The sequence below is a fragment of the Nocardia cerradoensis NBRC 101014 genome, assembly GCF_000308535.1.
GTDB classification, from domain to species: Bacteria; Actinomycetota; Actinomycetes; order Mycobacteriales; family Mycobacteriaceae; genus Nocardia; species Nocardia cerradoensis.
Genome location: NZ_BAFW01000001.1, coordinates 1 through 20987, shown reverse-complemented (window position 1 = coordinate 20987; position 20987 = coordinate 1). Strand labels below are relative to the sequence as shown.

Genomic DNA, 20987 nt, shown 5'->3' with positions numbered 1-20987 from the left:
CCTCTCACAGCCGTCCGTGCGTTGTGCACGCGTCTCACGTTATCCACGTGCGGCCTCCATGATCGCCTCGTCGACATCCCGCCCGGCCTTCTCAGCCTCGGAGATAGCGAGCAGTACCTTCTTGTAGTCGCGAGGCATAACCTTCACGAAGTGGTTCACCTGCTGCGACCAATCGCTCAGGATGCGTTCGGCCACCGCCGAACCCGTCGCATCGCGATGGCTCGCGACGACGTCGCGCAGCCAGGTGAAGTCCTCGCCCTCGAGCTGTTCGATATCCACCAGCTCGGTGTTGAGGTTGGCTTCGAACGTGCCGTTCGGGTTGTAGATGTAGGCGATACCGCCCGACATACCGGCACCGAAGTTCCGGCCGGTCTCGCCGAGGATCACCACGCGGCCACCGGTCATGTACTCGCAGCCGTGGTCACCCACACCCTCGACCACCGCGGTGGCGCCCGAGTTGCGCACGCAGAACCGCTCGCCGACGACACCGCGGATGAACGCCTCACCGCTGGTGGCGCCGAACAGGATCACGTTGCCCGCGATGATGTTCTCTTCGGCGACGAAGGACTCCGGCGCGTTCAGCGACGGCCGCACCACCAGGTGCCCGCCCGAGAGACCCTTGCCCACATAGTCGTTGGCATCACCGAACACCCGCAGGGTGATACCGGCCGGGACGAACGCGCCGAAGCTGTTGCCCGCCGAACCGGTGAAGGTGATGTCGATGGTGTCGTCGGGCAGGCCGGCGCCACCGTAGAGCTTGGTCACCTCGTGGCCGAGCATGGTGCCGACCGTGCGGTTCACGTTCGTGATCTTGGTCTCGAACTTGACCGGCTTGCCGCGCTCGAGCGCATCCGCCGCCTGGGCGATGAGCTGGTTGTCCAGCGCCTTGTCCAGGCCGTGGTCCTGAGTCTTGGTGTTGCGGCGGTCCTGGTACATGAACGCCGTCTCGACATCGTCGAGGATCGGCGACAGATCCAGCTTGCTCGCCTTCCAGTGCTCCTTGGCCTTGGTGGTGTCGAGCAGGTCGACCCGGCCGATGGCCTCGTCGAGCGTGCGCAGACCCAGCGAGGCCAGCAGCTCCCGCACCTCTTCGGCGATGAACATGAAGAAGTTCTCGACGAATTCGGGCTTACCGGTGAACCGCTGACGCAGGACCGGGTTCTGGGTCGCGACGCCGACCGGGCAGGTGTCGAGATGGCAGACGCGCATCATGACGCAGCCGGAAACCACCAGCGGAGCGGTCGCGAAACCGTACTCTTCGGCGCCGAGCAGCGCGCCGATCAGCACATCGCGGCCGGTCTTCATCTGGCCGTCGACCTGCACCACGATGCGGTCGCGCAGACCGTTGAGCAGCAGCGTCTGCTGGGTCTCGGCCAGGCCGAGCTCCCAGGGTCCGCCCGCGTGCTTCAGCGAGGTCAGCGGCGAGGCGCCGGTACCGCCGTCGTGGCCGGAGATCAGTACGACGTCGGCGTGCGCCTTGGAGACGCCGGCCGCGACCGTTCCCACACCCGGCTCCGCGACAAGTTTCACGTGAATCCGAGCCTGCGGATTCGCGTTCTTCAGGTCGTGGATCAGCTGGGCCAGATCCTCGATCGAGTAGATGTCGTGGTGCGGCGGCGGCGAGATCAGGCCGACGCCCGGCGTCGAGTGCCGCACCTCGGCGACCCACGGGTACACCTTGTGCGCGGGCAGCTGACCGCCCTCACCGGGCTTGGCGCCCTGGGCCATCTTGATCTGGATATCGGTGCAGTTGGTCAGGTAGTGCGCGGTCACACCGAAGCGGCCCGAGGCCACCTGCTTGATCGCACTGCGCCGCCAGTCGCCGTTGTCCTCCGGCTCGAAGCGGGCCGGCGACTCGCCGCCCTCACCCGAGTTGGAGCGGCCGCCGAGGCGGTTCATCGCGATGGCGAGGGTCTCGTGCGCCTCCGCCGAGATCGAGCCGTAGCTCATCGCGCCGGTGGAGAAGCGCTTCACGATCTCGCTCGCCGGCTCGACTTCCTCGACCGGAATCGCGTGCCGGCCTTCGGTCTTGAGCTTGAACAGGCCGCGCAGCGAGGCCAGGCGCTCGGACTGGTCGTCGACCAGCTTGGTGTACTCCTTGAAGATCGAGTACTGACCCGAGCGGGTCGCGTGCTGCAGCTTGAACACGGTGTCCGGGTTGAACAGGTGGAACTCACCCTCGCGCCGCCACTGGTACTCACCGCCGATCTCGAGTTCGCGGTGCGCGCGCTCGGTGCGGTTCTCCAGGAAGGCGATCCGGTGGCGGGCGGCGACCTCGGCGGCGATGTCGTCGAGACCGATGCCGTCCAGCGGCGAGGTCAGGCCGGTGAAGTACTGGTCGCACAGTTCCTGCGACAGGCCCACGACCTGGAACAGCTGCGCGCCGCGGTAGGAGGCGATGGTGGAGATGCCCATCTTGGACATCACCTTCAGCACGCCCTTGCCGGCCGCCTTGTTGTAGTTCTTGACGGCCGCGGCGTAGTCGGCCGCCTTGTCGCCGGTGCTGCCCGGCATCTCCAGCGCACCGCGCTCGAGCATGTCCTCGATCGACTCGAAGGCCATGTACGGGTTGATCGCGGCCGCGCCGAAGCCGACCAGCATCGCCATGTGGTGCACCTCGCGGGCGTCACCGGCCTCGATGACAAGGCCGACCTTGGTGCGGGTGCGCTCGCGCACCAGGTGGTGATGCACCGAGGCGGTGAGCAGCAGCGACGGAATCGGCGCCAGCTTCTCGTTGGATTCGCGGTCGGACAGCACGATGATCCGCGCGCCGCCGTCGATGGCGGCCGACACCTGGGCGTTGATGGCCTCGAGCGCCTTGCGCAGGCCCTTGCCGCCCTTCTTCACCGAGTAGAGGCCGCGCACGACCACCGAACGCAGCTCGGGCCGCGAACCGTCGTCGTTGATGTGGACGAGCTTGGCCAGCTCGTCGTTGTCGAGAATCGGCTGGGTCAGCGTGATGTGACGACAGGACTCCGGTCCCGGATGCAGCAGGTCGGCCTCGGGACCGATGGTGCTGCGCAGGCTGGTGACGACCTCTTCGCGGATGGCGTCCAGCGGCGGGTTGGTGACCTGCGCGAACAGCTGCGCGAAGTAGTCGAACAGCAGGCGCGGACGCGAGGACAGCACCGCGATCGGCGTATCGGTACCCATCGACCCCAGCGCCTCACCGCCGGTCTTGGCCATCGGCGAGATCAGCAGACTCAGTTCCTCGGTGGAGTATCCGAAGATCTGCTGGCGGATGAGCACGCGGTCGTGCGACATGTGCTCGTGCGGACGGTCGGGCAGCTCGGCGAGCTTGATGATGCCCTCGTCGAGCCACTGCTGATACGGCTGCTCGGCGGCCAGCTGCGACTTGATCTCGTCGTCGCTGATGATGCGGCCCTGCGAGGTGTCGACCAGGAACATGCGGCCGGGCTGCAGACGGGCCTTGCGGACCACCTTCGACGGCTCGATGTCGAGCACGCCGACCTCGGAGGCCATGACGACCAGGCCGTCCTCGGTGACCCAGATGCGCGACGGGCGCAGACCGTTGCGGTCCAGCACCGCGCCGACCACGGTGCCGTCGGTGAAGCACACCGAGGCCGGGCCGTCCCACGGCTCCATCAGCATGGAGTGGTAGCGGTAGAAGGCGCGCTGCGCCGGGTCCATCGACTCGTGCCGCTCCCAGGCCTCCGGGATCATCATCAGCACGGCGTGCGGCAGGCTGCGGCCACCGAGGTGCAGCAGTTCCAGCACCTCGTCGAAGCGCGCGGTGTCGGAGGCGCCCGGGGTGCAGACCGGGAAGATCTTCTCCAGCCGGTTGTTGCCCTCGCTGTCGGTGCCGAAGATCTCGGAGTTCAGCAGCGCCTCACGGGCGCGCATCCAGTTCTCGTTACCGGTGACGGTGTTGATCTCACCGTTGTGCGCGACGCGGCGGAAGGGGTGGGCCAGCGGCCAGGACGGGAAGGTGTTGGTCGAGAAGCGCGAGTGCACGATGCCCAGCGCCGACTCCACCCGGTCGTCCTGCAGATCCAGGTAGAACGCCCGCAGCTGCGGGGTGGTGAACATGCCCTTGTAGACGAAGGTCTGACCGGACAGGCTCGGGAAGTAGACGGTCTCGCGGCCGACCGCACCCTCGCCGGCGCCCTGCTTGCCGAGTTCGTGCTCGACCCGCTTGCGCACGACGTAGGCACGCCGCTCCAGATCCATACCGCTGAGCTGCTCGGCCGAATCGGCGGGAGAGGCGATGAACAGCTGCCGGAACGTCGGCATGGCGTCCCGCGACAGCGCACCCAGGGAGGACTCGTCGATCGGAACCTCGCGCCAGCCCAGAACGGCCAGGCCCTCTTCCTTGACGATCTTCTCGACCCGGTAGCAGGCGCGGGCGGCCTCGCGGCGCGCCTGCGGCAGGAATGCGATACCGGTGGCGTAGGAACCTTCCGGCGGCAACTCGAACGCGGCACCGCTCTCGGCCAGCGCGGCCCGGAAGAACGCATCCGGGAGCTGGATCAGGATGCCCGCACCGTCACCGGAGTTGGGTTCCGCACCCGCAGCACCACGGTGCTCCAGGTTCAGCAGTGCCGTAATAGCCTTGTCGACGATGTCGCGGCTACGACGGCCATGCATGTCGACGACGAACGCGACACCGCAGGAGTCGTGCTCGTTCGCCGGGTCATAAAGACCAGTGCGGCCAGGTGACCGGTGTCCCATTCGCGGCTCGCCGCGGTGGCCAGGAAGTTGCGTCATGCCTCTGCCTTCAAGAAATAGGCGCCTTCAACGAAGAGGCCTTCGATTTCGATGCCTTCTTTCCGATGGCCCTCGTCGAAACGCCTCCGCCTAGACTGCGTCCGGACGTTGCGGCGACCAGCGGCGCTGATGGTCATCCCGTGCAGTCGAACTCTCCAGTTGTCCACCCGCTTCGGTTTCGTAGTCGGGTGCTCGGTGGTAGCGGAACTCTGAGGAGTTCCTTACCCACCGCGCCGTGCTCGCCCGCTAGGCTGATGCTTGCGGCTCGTGGCCGAGTCGGGGCGACGAGTCGGACATTTCACGTCCGACACCTAGAGCAAACGATAAGTCAGGACCGGAGCCCAACCAACTTAGGTTGTGCTAAATACTCCGTCTACCTGGGCATCTTCATCGGTCCTCCACTACCTGCGCGTTCTCCAGTGTAAAGCAGCCGACGCGGATCGCTGAGTCGCGTTCGCCACTGCCGTCGATAGCGTGCGAGCATCGCCCGCGAGCTGGGAGCCCGGGCCTGCGCAACGCTCTCACCTGCGTCGAAACAGATTTCCCCGTACGCGGCGGCGGCAAACCGGGGTGTAAGGCGGCTAACTCTCCGGACACCCGGAGGAGACATTCCGGATACCGGAGCGACAAGCCACGCCAATGTGCGGACCGTACGGCATCGTTTGCGAATGTGGAGTTCAGCACATTCTGGGCAAACCAAGATCGAGAATGACTGTGGTTTATTTCACATACGTTGCGGGACAAAGCGTTACGGTCGCGCGGACCAGCGCCGCGCCGTGCAAGGCGTCCACTCGGCCCGAGGTCAGAACGGGGAACACGGCGGCCGCGAGCTGCTGCGCACAATCCGGGGCGCCCAGCACGCTGCGATGCGCCGCCAGCTGATTCAGGATTTCGCCGTTCACCTCGTCGATCACGGGCCGCACGGCCGCCAGATCCGACGCATCCGATGCGGGCACGGCGGCCGGATCGAACCGCCAGCGGGTGAGTAGTCCGTACTGCACGGTCTTGTTGGCTTCGATCTGCCCGGTGAACACCTGCCGCACCCAGTCCTGCGGTAGCCCCGATCGGGTGCCGGCGGCGGCCATCGCGTCGTAGACCTGCGCCTCGCGCACCGGATCGTCGACCACGGGAGGCTGTCCGGTCCGCTGCGAGGTGGTCCATTTCGCGGCGGCCACGGCGTCGGCGGTGTTCAGGCGGCGCAGCACCAACTCCACCAGGGGACTCAGTACCGACCGGCCTTCCTCCGCGGGAGCCGCCTGCGCTTGTGGGAGTACCTGCTCGGCGGTCATCGGCGCCGCGATCGCGAATGCCGAGGTGAACAGCACGGCGACCGCGACGAGGCGAGCGCGGCGGCGCCCGCGGCGACCATCGCATCGCGACAGCGCGGCGCGGGCCTCGACCGCCACTGTGGAGTCGCCGGTTTCACCCGCATATGGTCCCCCGCTCCCGTGAGCACCGGCTTCCGGAGTCGCTCGCACGTTCCGCCCTCCTGTCACGGCCGCACCCTCGCGTCGATCGGGCGGCCTACCCGAGAGTAGGGTTTCGCTCCCCGGCCGTCTGTGAGGCTTACCACATCGATGCCGCCGCACTCGGTGGTTCCCCGGTCGGCCTGTCACGCTGAACCTGATTGCGCGCGGCCGGGGCGCTCGGCGGATTACCCGCTCCGCCCGCGCGCGGGGGCACACCACCGCCCGGACCACGATGCAACGACCGTTTCGCCCGGTGGCGACAACGATTGGGACCCAGAGGATGTGAATCCGTTGACCGATCCCCGCGTCTTCGATCAATCCGCCACCGGACGCCCAGCGTCCGAACCCCCGGGCACCGAAGCCGCGGCCCACGAACCCCCGGCCCCCGAACGCCCGGCCCACGAATCCCCGGCGTCCGGCTCCCCCACGACCGAACCGAGAGCGACGTCCCGGTGGACGCCGACCGGTGTGCTGACCTGGCTCGGGGGCGCCGAAGCCGGCCGCGGTGACCGGCACGAGGCGTCGACCTACGCCGTCACCGGCGGGGTGGTGCTGCTGTTCGCGGTGCTGTCCGGGATCGTCGTCGCGGCAGCGGGTGCGGCGGCGCACTGGCCCGCCGCGGTCGTGGCGATCGTCGCGTCGGCGGCGACATTGCTGGTCGGCGCGATATCGCGAGCGCTGGCCACCGCGCCACTGTCGGACCGGGCCGGCCGGGCCGAGCGGTTCGGGCGGATCGCGGTCGCGGTGATCACCGGTGTGCTGGTGGCCGAGCTGGCGAGCACGGTGATTCTCGCCGGATCCGTCGACCGCACGCTCGACGATCGGTCCCGCCGCGACGCCGATTCCGCCGCGACCGTGGTCACCGCGCGCACCGAACTCGACCGGGCGACGGCCGAACGCACCGCCCTCACGCAGACCATCGCTCAGGCACAGGCCGATATGGATCAGGCCCTGGTCGTCGCCCGCTGCGAATACAACCCGACGCCGCAGTGCCCGCAGACCAAGATCACCGGGGTGCCCGGCCGGGGCCCCGAATCGCAGACCGCCAACGCGATGCTCGACGACGCTCGCGGGCGGTTCAACACCGCCCAGGCGCGCATCCAGCCGTTGGACGCGGAGATCGCCGCCCGCCAGAGCGCCCTGGAGCAGGCCCGTACCGCGGCCTTCCACACCGGGGACCGTGGTCTGGGCGCGCGCTGGCTGGCCATGAACGACTACACCACCGGGCATATCGGCGCGCTGCTGTTGCGCCTGCTCACGATCGCGGTCGCGGTGGTACTCGCCCTGCTGCCGCTGATACTGCGGTCCTGGCGTGGCGAATCGTCGTTCGACCGTGCCGTGGCCGCGCGGGCCGAAGCCGACCGGGCCGCGCGGGCCGCCGACACCGCGGTCGCGGTCCAGCACGCCGAACACCGGGTGGCCACCGCACAACTGGCGCTGCACGCCGACACCGCGATCGATCGCGAACGCCAGCGCACACGGGTGATCGCGGCCATCGGGAACCTGGAAATCGGCATCACCGAACCGCAGCGCCGGGCGGTGGCCGAATTCGAAGCGCTGGCCGCCCTTCCCCCGGGGGCGCAGACCGCCCCGAACGCATTGCCCGCCGCCGAATCCACGGCCCGAACCGACCCCGCACAGGAGGCGACCGTGACCGCACGGAATCTGCCCGCACAGCTGCCCTCGACCGGCCTCGCGCCGAATTCGCCCGCCGCGGTGCCCGCCCCCCGCGACGATGCGAAAAAGGGTGGTGGACTGGAACTTCCGGTGATCGGCACGGTGCCGTTCACCGATACCGCGGCGCGCTGGATCCGGCCGCTGGTGCCCGGATTCGTCACCTCCGCACTCGACCGGACCATCGACACCGCGACCGCACCACTGCGGACTGTCCGTCAGGTCTTCGAAGAGGCGGAGGAGATCACCTTCACCCTCAAACGCACCCGCAAGGTGACGGTGAACTCCGAGGATTCGCATGATCCCGCGGCGGGCTACGCGCATCCGGGCCAGGCGCTGCCGAACGCGCCGTACGCCCAGGTCACCGCGTCGTATCCGTACGACGCCTACCAGCACGACCCGCGCTACGCCGCCTACCGGCACGACCCTCGCTATGCGCGCTATGCGGCGCTCCCGTACCGGGACGCGGCCCACCCCGGTCTGCCGGAATCCGGCCCGTACGGCGAGTTGCCCGCCGCCGACGCGACCGAACTCGGCTACCGCGCCCCGCGCGAACTGCCGCCCGGCTCCGGCCGCGACTGACCGCGGGCCGCGACCGGACGCACCCGGGATCACGGCCCGGCGCAGCGGCACGGCGCGTCGGTGTGGCCGAACCGGGTCGCGTCAGCTCGTGGGCGGCCCCGGCCGGGTGGCCCTCGGATAACCGTCACGCGTCCGGGTCCGTGGATAGACTCGGCCCGTGTTTCCAGCCGTGACCGGTCGAGAGGGGCGATCGTCCGCCCACCGCGTGGTGCCGCCACGCGGTGCCGACGACCGCGACTCCGCAGGTGGAGACGACGCCGAACGAATTCCGGTGCGGCCGCTGTCGTGGCGTGAGTTGGCCGATCTGCCCTTCGCCGTGTTGCAGCATCGAATTCGGCTGATCGCCGGGCTGGCGGGGGCGGGATCGGCCGTGGCCCTGGGGATCGTCGCCGGGATCACCGCGCTGGTGTCGTTCGCGACCGACGGCTCGAGCGCCGGAACCGCCTGGGCGGCAATTCTTTCCACAGTCTGCTGTGCATGGGTGCTGCGGCTGTGGACAGTCGGCGTCACCGTGCCGATCGGGCTCGCCGTCGTCGGCGCCCAGCCGATCACCGCGCGCACCGCCGCCCAGCGCCTGTTTCCGGTCTCGGGCCGGCTGCTGCTGAATCAGGTGATTTCCACATCGATCGGCTTCGGCATCCTGTTGCTCGGCACGCCGCTGATCGTCACGCTGATTCCGGCGGTGATCTGGCTGGCCCGGGTGCGCGGGACGAGGTGGCCGATCGCGCCGGTCCTGTTCACCGAATCGATCCCGTACCGGGCGGCGGTCCGGCGAGCGAAACTGCTCACCACCGGCCGCGTGATGCCGTTGGCCGGTCTGTGGCTCTATCTGCGCGCGGTACTGCTGGTGCTGGCGGCGCCGGTCGCGGGACTCCTGGGCTTCCTCTCCGATATCTCCGGCACCCATCGCTGGGCGGTCGTCATCCTGCTGTCCGGTGCGGTGTTGCTGATTTCGGCGTTCGCCGCGGCCGTGGACGCCGCGACCGCGGTGGTGGTCCATATCGACCGGCGCTGCGGCCGCGAAGGTTTCGATATCCGGATACCGACCGGGCAGGCGACACTGTGACCGACGACGACGCCCGGCCCGATCGGTCCTCGGCTCCTCCTCCCCCGGCGCTCGGCCCGGCCGCCCAGCACCGCGCCGCGGCCGAATCCGCCGCCGGGCACCACGATTTCGATACCGCACTGCGCGAACGCTTCCGCGCCGTCGTGCGCGGTCTCGAACAGGGTGGGGTGCTCGAGGTCCGGCGTTCGCGGACCGCGCGCGAAACCGCATCGGCCGCCGCGCGCGCTCTTCCCGGCGCCGCCGCCGAATTCGACGGCGCAGCACACAGTTTCGACGAGATCGTCTACGGCGGGCGTACCGCCACCCCGGACGAATATCAGCGCCTCACCTCGGCCGACCGGTATTCGCTGGCGCCGCCGCCACCGCCGGACCCGATCGAACAGCAGCGTTCGGCCCGCAGGCGCCGTGGCCGTCGTCAGCTGCCGCCACTGCCACAGTTGTTGCGCGACAAGCGTTTCTGGGCCGCCCTCGTGGGCGCGCTCGTCGTCGCGCTGGTGGTGTATCTGCTGTTCCGGCTGGCCGCCGCACCGACGGCCCCACCACAGCCGACGCAGCCGCACGCACCGCCACCGCCCGATCACCCGGATGTCCGCCCACCCGATGTGGGTGAGGGCAGCGATTCGATCTTCCAGCGCCTGCCGCCGTGGCTGGCCTACGGCGGGTCGCAGGCGCTGATCTTCGCCGCGGTCGTGGTCTGGTGGCGCGCCCGCCGCCGCGGTGCCGTGGTGGGCGAACCCCGCCCGGTGCAGGTGGCGGCCGGGGAGCTGCTTGCCGGTCAGGCCGCGCTCTACCGCAGAACCAAGGATCGCGACCATGTCGCGGCGAAATTGCGCGCGGCCACCTTGCGGCGCATCCGCGGCCGTGTGGACCTGCGCGCCGATGCCGCGCCGGAACGAGTGAGCGCGGTGATCGGAGCCCGGATCGGCGTCGACCCCGCACGCGTCGCCGCGGTCTTCTACGGGCCCGTCGCCGATGATGCGGCGCTGGAATACGTGGCGGCACAACTGGACTGGATCGAATCGGAAACAGGATGACGGAGACCGGATGACAACGGCGCAGACCAACCACACCCCCACCGCCGACCAGGCGCTCCGGGCGCTCGGCGAGGTACGTGCCGAGATCGGCAAGGCCGTCGTCGGCAACGACCACGCGGTACTGTACCTGGTACTCGCGCTGCTGTGCCGGGGCCATGTGCTGTTGGAAGGTGTTCCGGGCGTGGCGAAGACGCTGCTGGTGCGATCGCTGGCCGCGGCGCTGGAACTCGAGCACACCCGGGTGCAGTTCACTCCGGACCTGATGCCGGGCGATGTCACCGGCTCCCAGATCTACGACCCGCATTCGGCCGAATTCACCTTCCGCCGCGGCCCGGTCTTCACCAACCTGCTGCTCGCCGACGAGATCAACCGCACGCCGCCGAAAACCCAATCGGCGCTGCTGGAGTCGATGGAGGAGCGGCAGGTGTCGGTCGCCGGCGTGCCGCAGCCGCTGCCCGATCCGTTCGTGGTGATCGCGACCCAGAATCCGATCGAACAGGAGGGCACCTACCCGCTGCCGGAAGCGCAGCTGGACCGGTTCCTGTTCAAGGTGGACATCCAGCTGCCCGGCCGGGACGACGAATTCCGGATTCTGCAGCGCCACGCCGCCGGCTTCGATCCGCGCGATCTGGGCGCGGCGGGTGTGCGCCCGGTCGCGGGGGCGGCAACTATCGCGGCGGCGCGTGCCGCCGTCGCGCAGGTGACGGTCAATCCGGAGGTGCTGGCCTACATCGTCGATCTGTGCCGCGCCACCCGCACCTCCCCCGCGGTTCAGCACGGCGCGTCACCGCGCGGGGCGACCGCGGTGCTGGCCTCGGCTCGGGCCCTGGCCTGGCTGAACGGGCGCGCCTTCGTAACACCCGACGACGTCAAAACCGTTGCGGTGACGGTCCTGCGGCATCGTCTGCAGTTGCGTCCCGAGGCCGAACTGGACGGCGTGACCGGTGACGGCGTGATGTCCTCGCTGTTGGCCGCGGTCCCGGTTCCGGTGTAGCGCGATGATCGTGACGGGTCGGCTCGCCGGCTGCGCGGCCGTGGCGGCGGTGGTCGTCGGTGTCGCGCTGCCCTCCTGGGCCGGAGTCGTGGTGCTGACGGGCGTGCTGGCCCTGCTGGTCGCCGTCGACGTGATCGCCTGTCGCACCGGCGATCTCGAATTGTCCCGGGTGCCGCTCACCACCGTCCGCGTCGGCCGCACCGCCACCGTCGAGCTCACCGTGCTGAATCGCGGGCCGGGTGCGGTGCGGGCGCTGCTGTGGGACGACTGGCCGCCCAGTGCCCAGGCGCCGGCCGAGACTCACCGGTTGCGGCTGCCGCCGAACACCACCACCCGGCTGGCCACCACCGTCCGCCCGGCTCGCCGCGGCGATCGGATCGCGGGGCCGGTCACGGTCCGGTTGGTCGGCCCGCTCGGCCTGGCGGGGCGGCAGTTCCGCCGCACCGTTCCCGCCACCGTTCGTGCGCTGCCGCCGTTTCGGACCGAACGTGTCCTCGCTGCCAAGGTGAAACGGCTGCAGCATCTGGACGGCCGATCGGTCGCCACCCTGCGCGGCCCGGGCTCGGAATTCGATTCCTTCCGCGAATACGTGGCCGGTGACGATGTGCGTTCCATCGACTGGCGAGCCACGGCCCGCGCGACCGATGTGCTGGTCCGCACCTGGCGGCCCGAACGCAACCGCCACGTGCTGATGTTGATGGACACCGGCCGGATCAGCGCCGCCCGGCTCGGCGAGCAGACTCGGCTCGACACCGCCATCGAGGCCGCGCTGCTGCTGGGCGGATTGGCGGCCGCGGCCGGGGACACCGTCGATCTGCTGGCCTTCGATCGCGAGATCCGCGCCGAGGTGCGGGGCGCACGCGGAAAAGCCGTGCAGCCCAAGCTGATGCACGCCCTCTCGGGCGTCGTGCCCGCACTGCTGGATGCCGACACCCCGGCGATGGTCCGCACCGCGGTTCGCCACACCCGGCGGCGCAGCCTGGTGGTCTGGTTCACCAGCCTCGACGGGGCGATGGTCGAAGAGAATCTGCTGCCGGTACTCCCGGTGTTGAGCAGTCGGCACCGGGTGCTGCTGGTGTCGGTCACCGATCCGGAGATCGCCGCGACCGCGACCCGTCGCGATTCCGCCGCCGAGGTCTATGCCGCCGCGGCCGCCGAACACCTGCTCACCGAACGCGCGATCGTGCGAGAAACCCTGCAGCGTCAGGGAATCGACGTGGTGGCCGCGGCGCCGGATCGCGTGCCGGAGGCGCTGGCCGACGAGTATCTGGAACTGAAACGGTCGGGCGCGCTCTGAGCGTTCACGCCCCCGGCCGGACCGCCGGGGCGTACGGCTGCGCGGGGGCCGCCCACTGCTGGGGCATCGGCCAGAACGGCAGGCGCGGTGGCGGCAGAATCCGGCGTTGCCGCTCCCCGATCACCGCGCCGAGAATCTGCAGCGGCGGATATCCGGCCGGGGGCGCCACCCGCAGTTGCGCACAGACCGCGGCCACCAGCGCCGCACCGAGTTCCGCCTGTACCTGCGGGGTGAGCTGCGGGAAGCGGGTCAGATACCGGCGCACCGGCAGTGCGAGATCCTCGGTGAGCCCGGACAGATCCAGCCGTCCCACCCAGTCGACCAGCCACGGCGGCGCGACGGCCAAGGCGGGCACGGGAATTCGCGCCCGATCCGACACCACGACGGTACCGGCCAGGATGTCGCCGACGCGGCGCGCTCGCGGCGAACACAGCGAGGTGACCACCGCGACCAGACCGAACCCGCCGAGATTCCAGAAATCGACGAGCGCGCCGGCGAGGCCGCGGGTCAGCGCGTGCCGGAAATCGACGGGCCCGCCGTCGCCGCGCACCACACGCAGGCCCAGCGCCATCTTTCCGACGGTCCGCCCGCGCGTCAGGGTCTCGCTGACGACCGGGTATCCGACGAGGACGGTCACCATCGTCACCAGCACGGCCACATCGACCCACGCGCCGTCGGGTTCGAATCGGAACAGCACGCCGACGACGGCCGACAACAACAGCAGGGCGAGAACGAGCTGCAGCACCAGATCGATCGCGAAGGCCGCGGCGCGGGTGGGGATGCGCGCGATCGGCAGCTGCAGGGAGACGGCCTCCCCCGTGGTGAAATCGGCCATGATCGCTCCAGTATCCCGAATCGGGCGCGTGCGAACTAGCCTTCGGAGGGCAGGTCGGCATGAGCACAGGAGAATTGCCGCGATACCCCGCGAAGCTCATTGCGGCGATTCGACCGGGTGCGGGTGTCCCGCATGAGCACAGGAGGAGCCGATGGACGTCGATGCCTATTCGTTCGCGCAGCGGCGGCATTGGGATCGGCTCGACCGGCTGACCGCGCAGCGGCGCCTCAGTGGCGCGGAGGTCGACGAATTCGTGGCCCTGTATCGCCGCACCTCCCAGCAGCTGGCACGACTGCAATCGCATTCACCGGATCCGGAGTTGATCAACGGCCTGAGCGCGGTCCTGGCGCGAGCCCGGGGCCGGCTGCTGGGCGCACGGACCGACACCTGGTCGCAGATCGGCTATTTCTTCACCCACCGGTTTCCCGCCGCGGTGTATCGAGCGTGGCCGTGGTGGGCCGGGGTGGCGGCGGCGTTCCTGGCCGTCTCGACCGGAGTCGGCATCTGGGTGTCCGGTTCCGGTTCGGCGCGAAGGACTTTGGGGCTGCCGTCGGACGCGGCATCGCTGACCGCCCCCGGCGGCCGCTTCGAGTCCTACTATTCCGAACACCCGCACGATGCCTTCGCCGCACAGGTGTGGACCAACAACGCCTGGGTGTCGGCGATCGCGTTGTTCACCGGCATCCTGATTCTCCCGGCCGCCTATCTGCTGTTCATGAACGCGCTGAACGTGGGGGTGTCCGCCGGGCTGATGGCGGATGCCGGGCGGCTCGACTCGTTCTTCGGTTTCCTGCTGCCACACGGCATGCTCGAACTCACGGCGGTTTTCGTCGCCGGCGGTGCGGGGCTGAAACTGGGGTGGACACTGATCGATCCGGGGCGGTCGTCGCGGGCGGAGGCGCTGGCCCGGCAGGGCCGGGCGACGGCCACGATCGCCCTCGGGCTGGTGGCGGTCCTGCTGGTCTCGGGCCTGATCGAGGGGTTCGTCACGCCCGCCGGCTGGCCTGCGCCGGTACGCATCGGTATCGGGCTGGTTGCCGAGCTCGGATTTCTGACCTACGTCTTCGGCGCCGGACGCCGTGCGGCGCAGGAAAGTGCGGCGTTGCGGGCCACGGCGGACGCGGACGAGCGCATATCGAGCTAACGCGGACCGGGTTGTGCTGAGGCTGAGAAAATCCCTTGCGAGAGGGCGGGGATTCGAAGGATCATCGGAGTGCCGATTTGAGATCCACTGGCCGCAGCGAGTCCAGCTCAGCTGCGGCCAGCGTTACCGTCGACTCTACACAATCGTTATCCCCACGCAACCTCCTGCACACTCCGTCTGCCCGGCCGTAACCGAGCCGAAACCCGCAGCCAGACAGCACTTCCGGAGACCAGGCGCAAATACCTGGCGGGCGGTCGGAAATAGCGGTGCACCCCATACCGCAACGCTCGAGTAGCCGGGATTTTTCTGCCATTTCGACGGTTGGTCGCACTGCCGGATTCGCGGACCGCGATCATTCCCGGGCGGGTCGCCCGTTGCTTACCTGTTCGACATCACCGCAGGTCAGCGCGTCAACCGAAGGCGCTGTAGCGCCATCCGGAAGGACGGCACGACCGAGAAACAAACTTTGAGTTTGTTAACGCCGGAGATTCCAAGTCTGCCGTCAGGTAATTCTCAGAATGTTGCGGATGCGCTTCCATTGAATTGTGCTGTTATTTCGACAGCGAACTCGAACAACAATTTTTCGCCAGTAATACCGGAACCGAATAACGACCGGTCAGCCGCCGAGAATGCGGCGAAGATCACACTGCCGCGCGCGTCCTCGCCCGAACCTGCCCGAATCCGGCCGGCCGGGCCGCAATACTGAGACCATGACCGCCGAACAGCAACCCTCCCCGGTCGTCACGCAGGCCGCGGAGCGGTTCGAAATCAGCGTGGACGATCGGCTCGCCGGCTTCACCGAATACCTCGACCACGAGGGGCAGCGGATCTTCTACCACACCGAAATCGACTCCGACTTCGCCGGACGCGGCCTGGCCGGCGCCCTGGTCTCGCAGGTGCTGGACCGTACCCGCGAGGCCGGTCTGCGCATCGTGCCGATCTGCCCGTTCGTGGCGGGATACATCCAGAAGCACGAGGAATTCGCCGACATCACCGACGCTGTCACGCAGGACGCCGTCGACTACGTCCGCACCCAGCGAGGCCGCTGACGAACGGCACCCCGAGGACAACCGTCAGGCAACTCCGCCCGCGACCGGAGCGTCCCACGCCCCGGGCAGATTTCGACTCGACACCTCGGCGATCTCGCGCAGGCGCGAAAGCGGAGTTCCCAAGCGACTCAGTTGGATGAGGCCCTGCGCGGTCATCACCACCGCGGCGCTGTAGGCGGCCAGGGTCGCAGCGTCTAGCTCGGCCCCGGATTCCTCGGCGGCACGGCGTAACCGCTCGGCGACACTCTGTTCCATGGCGGAGGTGGTCCGATTCCCGATGCCGATCACCTCCGGCAGGCGCGAGCCGAGCTGGGCGATGCTGTTGAGCATCAGGCAGCCGCGGCGATCGGGCTGTGCGACGCAGTCGTCGATGATCGCGTCGAACAACGCGCGCACGGCCGCGCGCGCCGAACCGGGAGCCGAGGTCACCACCTCGCGGACCAGGCGGGCGCGGCCCTCGCAGTAGCGTTCGAAGGCCGCGAGGAACAGTCCGCGTTTGCTGCGGTAGGCGGCGTAGATGCTGCCGTTTCCGATGCCGCTCGCGCGCGAGACGTCCTCGACCGACGTCTGCTCGAAACCCCGGGACCAGAACAGTTCGGTGGCGGCGTCGAGCAACGCCGATTCGTCGAACTGCCGTGGCCTCCCCATGGCGCCCACCGTATCAATCACACTGCGACCCCGGCCACAAAGCTTGTTCTGGAGGCGTTACTCCAGAATGATGGCGGGATGGCCCTCGAACTCGCTCAACTACCGCGCCGGCGGATAGGAATTCTGGTCTTCGACGGCGTCAAGATGCTCGACTTCACCGGCCCCGCGGAAGTTTTCGTCGAGGCCAACCAGGCCTGCCCGGGATACGAGGTCGTGCTGGTGTCGGCGGATGGCGGCAGTGTGGAGACCTCGATCGGCGCCCGGATCGAATGCGCGGTCGCGGCGGCCGACGCGGGTGTCTTCGACACCGTCGTGATTCCGGGCAGTGAGCTGCCGCCCTCGCGATTCGTCACACCCGAACTGCTCGCGGCGGCGCGGCGGCTGTCCTGGAACACGCGGCGCCTGGCGTCGGTGTGCAGCGGCGCGTTCGTCCTCGCCGAACTGGGCCTGTTCGACGGACGGAGGGCCACTACACACTGGAAGTTCGCCGCACATCTGGCGCGGCGCTATCCCGCGATCGACGTGGCCGCCGACGACATCTACGTACGCGACGGAAACCTCTACAGCTCAGCCGGAGTGACCGCGGGGATCGACCTGGCACTGGCGATGGTCGAGGAGGATTTCGGCCCCGACATCGCACGCCGGATCGCTCAGCTGATGGTGGTGTACATGCACCGCGCGGGCGGGCAGTCGCAGTTCTCGGCCTCGCTGTCCGGGCCGGCGCCGCGCAGCCCGCTGGTGCGCAAGGCGGTCGATCTCATCTGCGCGGAACCCGCCTTCCCCCATACGGTTCGGACGCTGGCGGCACATGCCAACGTCAGCCCACGGCATCTGAGCAGACTCTTCCGCGCCGAATTGGAGCGTTCCCCCGCTGAATACGTCGCCTTCATCCGCTTCGGGGTCGCCCGGGACATGCTGCATGCCGGCTGTGGAGTGACCGAGGCGGCGATGGCGGCGGGCTACGGCAGCAGCGAGGCGATGCGCCGCGCGTTCATAGCCCGGCTCGGGATATCGCCCAGTAAATATCAGCGCCGGTTCCGGTCCACCGGTTCGGGCGAGACGCCGCTGGTGGCCGCCGTGTCTTGATCCGGTGTCCAGCCGGCCGGACTGCCCCCGGCGCGGGTGATCACCGGCGAGGCCGATGTCCTGAGCGACGAGATCGCCCAGGCGGTCTCGGTGCTGCGGGCGGCACTGCCCACCGCCTGACGGACACGAAAAAGAAGAGCCGCAGACCGGATTCGATCTGCGGCTCTTCCTCTGTGGGCGAAGGGGGACTTGAACCCCCACGTCCCGAAGGACACTGGCACCTGAAGCCAGCGCGTCTGCCATTCCGCCACTCGCCCGAGCGACTGGACGACAGTATCACGCACCCGCTTCGCATACGAAATCGCCTGCTCACGACGGTTGCGGAGCAGAATTTTCGGGTACCGGGAACCGTGGGTGGCCGGTCGTGAGTTACAGCGGTGGAGGATCGTGGATATCATGCAGTGACCGTGTCCGTTCGACGACACGCCCTATCGGCATGTCGTGTCGCGGGATCGTGACGCCCGGACGACACAGACCGATCAGCTGACGTAGACATACAGCGTAGGCAACGAGGGCGGGCATCGAAGGGAGGCCGGTATGGGCATCGTCTCGCGATTCGAGCGACGTCTGCAGGGCGCCGTCGGTGACGCTTTCGCCAGGGTCTTCGGCGGCAGCGTCGTTCCCCAGGAGGTGGAAGCGGCGCTACAGCGCGAGGCCTCGGATCGCCTGAGCGAACTCGAGGGCGGGCATCTGCTCGCCCCGAACGTCTACGTGATCACGGTCAACCCCACGGACCTGCAGGAACTCGATGCAGACCACGAGTTGACCACCCGCGCGTTCGCCAAGCATTTACAGGACTACATCCGCGATCAGGGGTGGCAGACCTACGGTGAAGTGCACGTCGAATTCGAGGCATCCCCTACGCTGCACACCGGACAGTTCAGGACGCACGGACGGGTCGACCCGGATGCGGGCCGCCGGAACCCCCCGGCGCCGCGCCGGCCGCCCGATCGACCTGGACGACCCCCACAACGACCCGCACACCCGCAACCAGGAGCTGGCCCCATGACGCAGAACTCAGGCTACGACCCCAGCCGAGAGCCCGCGGAGTCCGATCCACGCAACCGCGGGTACGCACCCCCGCCGGGGGGCCGCCCCGCGCCGCAATATCAGGACGACTACGGCCGGGGTGGTCAGTACCCCGGTGCCGGTGAATACGCGGCTCCGGAATCGCAGCCCGCCTACGGCGACTATCAGCAGGGCGGCGACTACCAGAACGGCTACGACTACCAGCAGGGCGGTGCGGGCTACCAGCAGGGTGGCGCGGCCTACGGTCAGCCGGGCTACGAGCAGGGCAGCTACGACCAGAGCAGTTACGACCAGGGCTACGGTCAGCAGGCGTACGCCGACCAGGGGTACGGCCAGCAGCAGGCGTACGAACAGGGCGGCTACGAGCAGAGCGGCTACGACCAGGGTTACGGCCAGCAGGGCTATGCCGACCAGGGGTACGGGCAACAGCAGGGTTATCCGGAGCAGAACTACGCGCAGCAGCCGGGCTACGGCCAGGCGCCCGGATACGACCAGGGCTACCCGGCTCAGGGCGGCTACGGCCAGCAGGGGTACGCCGACCCCGGCTATGCCGATCAGGGGTACGCCGACCAGGGCGGTTACGGCGCCGAGGATCAGGCGTACGGACAGCAGCCGGCCTACGGACAGCAGGGCGGCTACGCCGCGGCCCCGCAGCCGGCGCGCGGCGGGTCCGGCTATTCGGCCACCCTGCACCTCGACGACGGCAGCGGCCGCACGTACCAGCTACGCGAGGGCAGCAACATCATCGGGCGTGGCCAGGACGCCCATTTCCGGCTTCCCGACACCGGGGTGTCCCGTCGCCACATCGAAGTGCGCTGGGACGGTCAGGTCGCCATGCTCTCGGATCTCGGTTCCACCAACGGCACGCTGGTCAACGGCTCGCCCGTCCAGGATTGGCAGCTCGCCGACGGCGATGTCATCCGGGCCGGGCATTCCGAGATCCTGATCCGGATCGTCTGATCCCGTAAGCTCGCCGGTGCAGGTCACGATGGGGCGCGAAAACCGCTCGCCCGTATCGTGATCGCAACCGGTCATCGGCCCTATTATGCTGCCAACATTCGCTCGGCAGCCGGGCCGTGCTGACCAGCACGCCGGTTGGGGGACGAAACGCCACTACGGGACCGGTCGAACAGGAGGTGGAGCGCCGTGCAGGGACTGATCCTGCAGTTGACCCGTGCGGGGTTCCTCTTGTTGTTGTGGCTGTTCGTGTGGGCGGTGCTTCGCACCTTGCGCAGCGACATCTACGCGGCATCAGGCATTCGGATCCAGCCCCGACCCACCCGAGGTTCGGTGGTGCTGCCATCCTTCAGCCGTGGCCAGAAGGGCGCCAAGTATCTAGTGGTGACTCAGGGTTCACTCGCCGGCACTCGGATCACGCTCGGCACCCAACCGGTGCTCATCGGGCGTGCAGACGACTCCACGCTGGTACTGACCGACGACTACGCCTCGACCCGGCATGCACGGTTATCGCCGCGCGGCGAGGACTGGTACGTCGAAGACTTAGGATCGACCAACGGGACCTACCTCGATCGAGCGAAGGTCACCACTCCCGTCCGAGTTCCACTCGGCACCCCTGTCCGTGTCGGTAAGACTGTGATCGAGCTGCGATCGTGACTCAAGTTCTCCGCTACGCAGCGCGTAGCGACCGTGGTCTCGTCCGGGCGAACAACGAGGACTCCGTCTACGCAGGTGCACGCCTGCTGGCGCTCGCCGACGGCATGGGCGGTCACGCCGCCGGTGAGGTGGCCTCGCAGTTGATGATCGCCGCGCTGGCTCATCTCGACGACGACGAGCCCGGCGACGATCTGCTCGGCAAACTCGACCGGGCGATTCGCGAAGGCAATGCCGCGATCGCCGACCAGGTCGAAGAGGAACCCGAACTCGACGGTATGGGCACCACGCTCACCACCATCCTGTTCGCGGGCAAGAAACTCGGCCTCGCCCATATCGGCGACTCCCGGGCCTACATGCTCCGCAACGGCGAGCTCGCCCAGATCACCCGCGACGACACCTTCGTCCAGTCGCTGGTCGACGAGGGCCGGATCACCCCGGAGCAGGCCCACACCCATCCGCAGCGGTCACTGATCATGCGGGCACTCACCGGAAACGAGATCGAGCCGACGCTCATCGTCCGGGAAGCCCGCGCCGGTGACCGCTATCTGCTGTGTTCGGACGGCCTGTCCGATGTGGTGAGCGACGAGACGATCGCCAACACCCTGCGCGAGGGCAATACCGACGAGGCGGCCGACCGGCTCATCGAACTGGCTCTGCGCAGCGGCGGCCCCGACAATGTCACCGTCGTCGTCGCCGATGTGATCGATCTCGACTACGGCCAGAGCCACCCCATCGTCG

At 68.7% G+C, this 20987-nt stretch carries 16 protein-coding genes and 1 tRNA gene; 11 read left to right on the top strand and 6 right to left on the bottom strand.

Features of this window, described 5'->3' with window-relative positions; all coding sequences use genetic code 11:
• Positions 1-39: 39 nt before the first annotated feature.
• The 3 genes from gltB to aroQ form a co-directional block, all read right to left on the bottom strand.
• Positions 40-4692 (bottom strand): glutamate synthase large subunit, encoded by a 4653-nt coding sequence (gene gltB, locus ON23_RS00080; protein WP_039775059.1) that lies wholly within the window; start codon positions 4690-4692, stop codon positions 40-42.
• A 32-nt stretch (positions 4693-4724) separates the two neighbouring features.
• Positions 4725-4865 (bottom strand): hypothetical protein, encoded by a 141-nt coding sequence (locus ON23_RS37645; RefSeq protein ID WP_157170126.1) that lies wholly within the window; start codon positions 4863-4865, stop codon positions 4725-4727.
• Between the two features lie 582 nt (positions 4866-5447).
• Positions 5448-6134: a gamma subclass chorismate mutase AroQ gene (aroQ, locus tag ON23_RS00075; protein ID WP_051041727.1), complete on the bottom strand. Its 687-nt coding sequence runs from the start codon at positions 6132-6134 to the stop codon at positions 5448-5450.
• A 354-nt stretch (positions 6135-6488) separates the two neighbouring features.
• Between aroQ and ON23_RS00070 the strand changes: the two genes are divergently transcribed.
• The 5 genes from ON23_RS00070 (at position 6489) to ON23_RS00050 (ending at position 12844) form a co-directional block, all read left to right on the top strand.
• Positions 6489-8453 (top strand): DUF4407 domain-containing protein, encoded by a 1965-nt coding sequence (locus tag ON23_RS00070; protein WP_244970074.1) that lies wholly within the window; start codon positions 6489-6491, stop codon positions 8451-8453.
• A 157-nt stretch (positions 8454-8610) separates the two neighbouring features.
• Positions 8611-9519, top strand: coding sequence for a hypothetical protein (locus ON23_RS39040; RefSeq protein WP_245555881.1), 909 nt, complete (start codon positions 8611-8613; stop codon positions 9517-9519).
• A complete protein-coding gene (locus tag ON23_RS39035) occupies positions 9516-10553 on the top strand; it encodes a DUF4129 domain-containing protein (RefSeq protein ID WP_039775058.1) in 1038 nt (345 codons plus the stop codon). Before ON23_RS39040 ends, ON23_RS39035 begins: the two co-directional genes overlap by 4 nt.
• A 10-nt stretch (positions 10554-10563) precedes the next feature.
• Positions 10564-11547 carry an AAA family ATPase gene (locus ON23_RS00055; protein ID WP_039775056.1) on the top strand — a complete coding sequence of 328 codons (984 nt, stop codon included), beginning with the start codon at positions 10564-10566 and terminating at the stop codon, positions 11545-11547.
• Positions 11548-11551: 4 nt separating this feature from the next.
• The gene (locus ON23_RS00050) at positions 11552-12844 is read left to right on the top strand and encodes a DUF58 domain-containing protein (RefSeq protein WP_039775054.1); all 1293 of its coding nucleotides are present in this window, start codon (positions 11552-11554) and stop codon (positions 12842-12844) included.
• A gap of 4 nt (positions 12845-12848) precedes the next feature.
• Here ON23_RS00050 and ON23_RS00045 read toward each other — a convergent pair whose 3' ends face one another.
• On the bottom strand, positions 12849-13679 hold the full coding sequence (locus tag ON23_RS00045) for an RDD family protein (protein ID WP_039775053.1): 831 nt from the start codon (positions 13677-13679) through the stop codon (positions 12849-12851).
• Positions 13680-13830: 151 nt separating this feature from the next.
• Between ON23_RS00045 and ON23_RS00040 the strand changes: the two genes are divergently transcribed.
• Together ON23_RS00040 and ON23_RS00035 are read left to right on the top strand one after the other, a co-directional pair.
• The gene (locus ON23_RS00040; RefSeq protein ID WP_039775051.1) at positions 13831-14823 is read left to right on the top strand and encodes a stage II sporulation protein M; all 993 of its coding nucleotides are present in this window, start codon (positions 13831-13833) and stop codon (positions 14821-14823) included.
• A 710-nt stretch (positions 14824-15533) separates the two neighbouring features.
• Entirely contained in the window at positions 15534-15872 is a 339-nt protein-coding gene (locus tag ON23_RS00035) for a GNAT family N-acetyltransferase (protein ID WP_039775050.1), read from the top strand.
• A 24-nt stretch (positions 15873-15896) separates the two neighbouring features.
• On the opposite strand, the gene ON23_RS00030 is transcribed toward ON23_RS00035, so the two are convergent.
• On the bottom strand, positions 15897-16520 hold the full coding sequence (locus ON23_RS00030; RefSeq protein WP_051041725.1) for a TetR/AcrR family transcriptional regulator: 624 nt from the start codon (positions 16518-16520) through the stop codon (positions 15897-15899).
• Positions 16521-16598: 78 nt separating this feature from the next.
• Between ON23_RS00030 and ON23_RS00025 the strand changes: the two genes are divergently transcribed.
• Positions 16599-17606: a GlxA family transcriptional regulator gene (locus ON23_RS00025; protein ID WP_039775049.1), complete on the top strand. Its 1008-nt coding sequence runs from the start codon at positions 16599-16601 to the stop codon at positions 17604-17606.
• 174 nt (positions 17607-17780) lie between these two features.
• Here ON23_RS00025 and ON23_RS00020 read toward each other — a convergent pair.
• Positions 17781-17863 (bottom strand) — tRNA-Leu (locus ON23_RS00020).
• A gap of 280 nt (positions 17864-18143) precedes the next feature.
• Here ON23_RS00020 and ON23_RS00015 point away from each other — a divergent pair.
• The 3 genes from ON23_RS00015 to ON23_RS00005 form a co-directional block, all read left to right on the top strand.
• Positions 18144-19595: an FHA domain-containing protein gene (locus tag ON23_RS00015; protein WP_039775047.1), complete on the top strand. Its 1452-nt coding sequence runs from the start codon at positions 18144-18146 to the stop codon at positions 19593-19595.
• Positions 19596-19781: 186 nt separating this feature from the next.
• Positions 19782-20249 (top strand): FHA domain-containing protein FhaB/FipA, encoded by a 468-nt coding sequence (locus tag ON23_RS00010; protein ID WP_030516711.1) that lies wholly within the window; start codon positions 19782-19784, stop codon positions 20247-20249.
• Positions 20246-20987, top strand: a 742-nt coding sequence (locus ON23_RS00005) for a Stp1/IreP family PP2C-type Ser/Thr phosphatase (RefSeq protein WP_039775043.1), incomplete at its 3' end; no start/stop codon positions are given. The genes ON23_RS00010 and ON23_RS00005, both read left to right, overlap by 4 nt.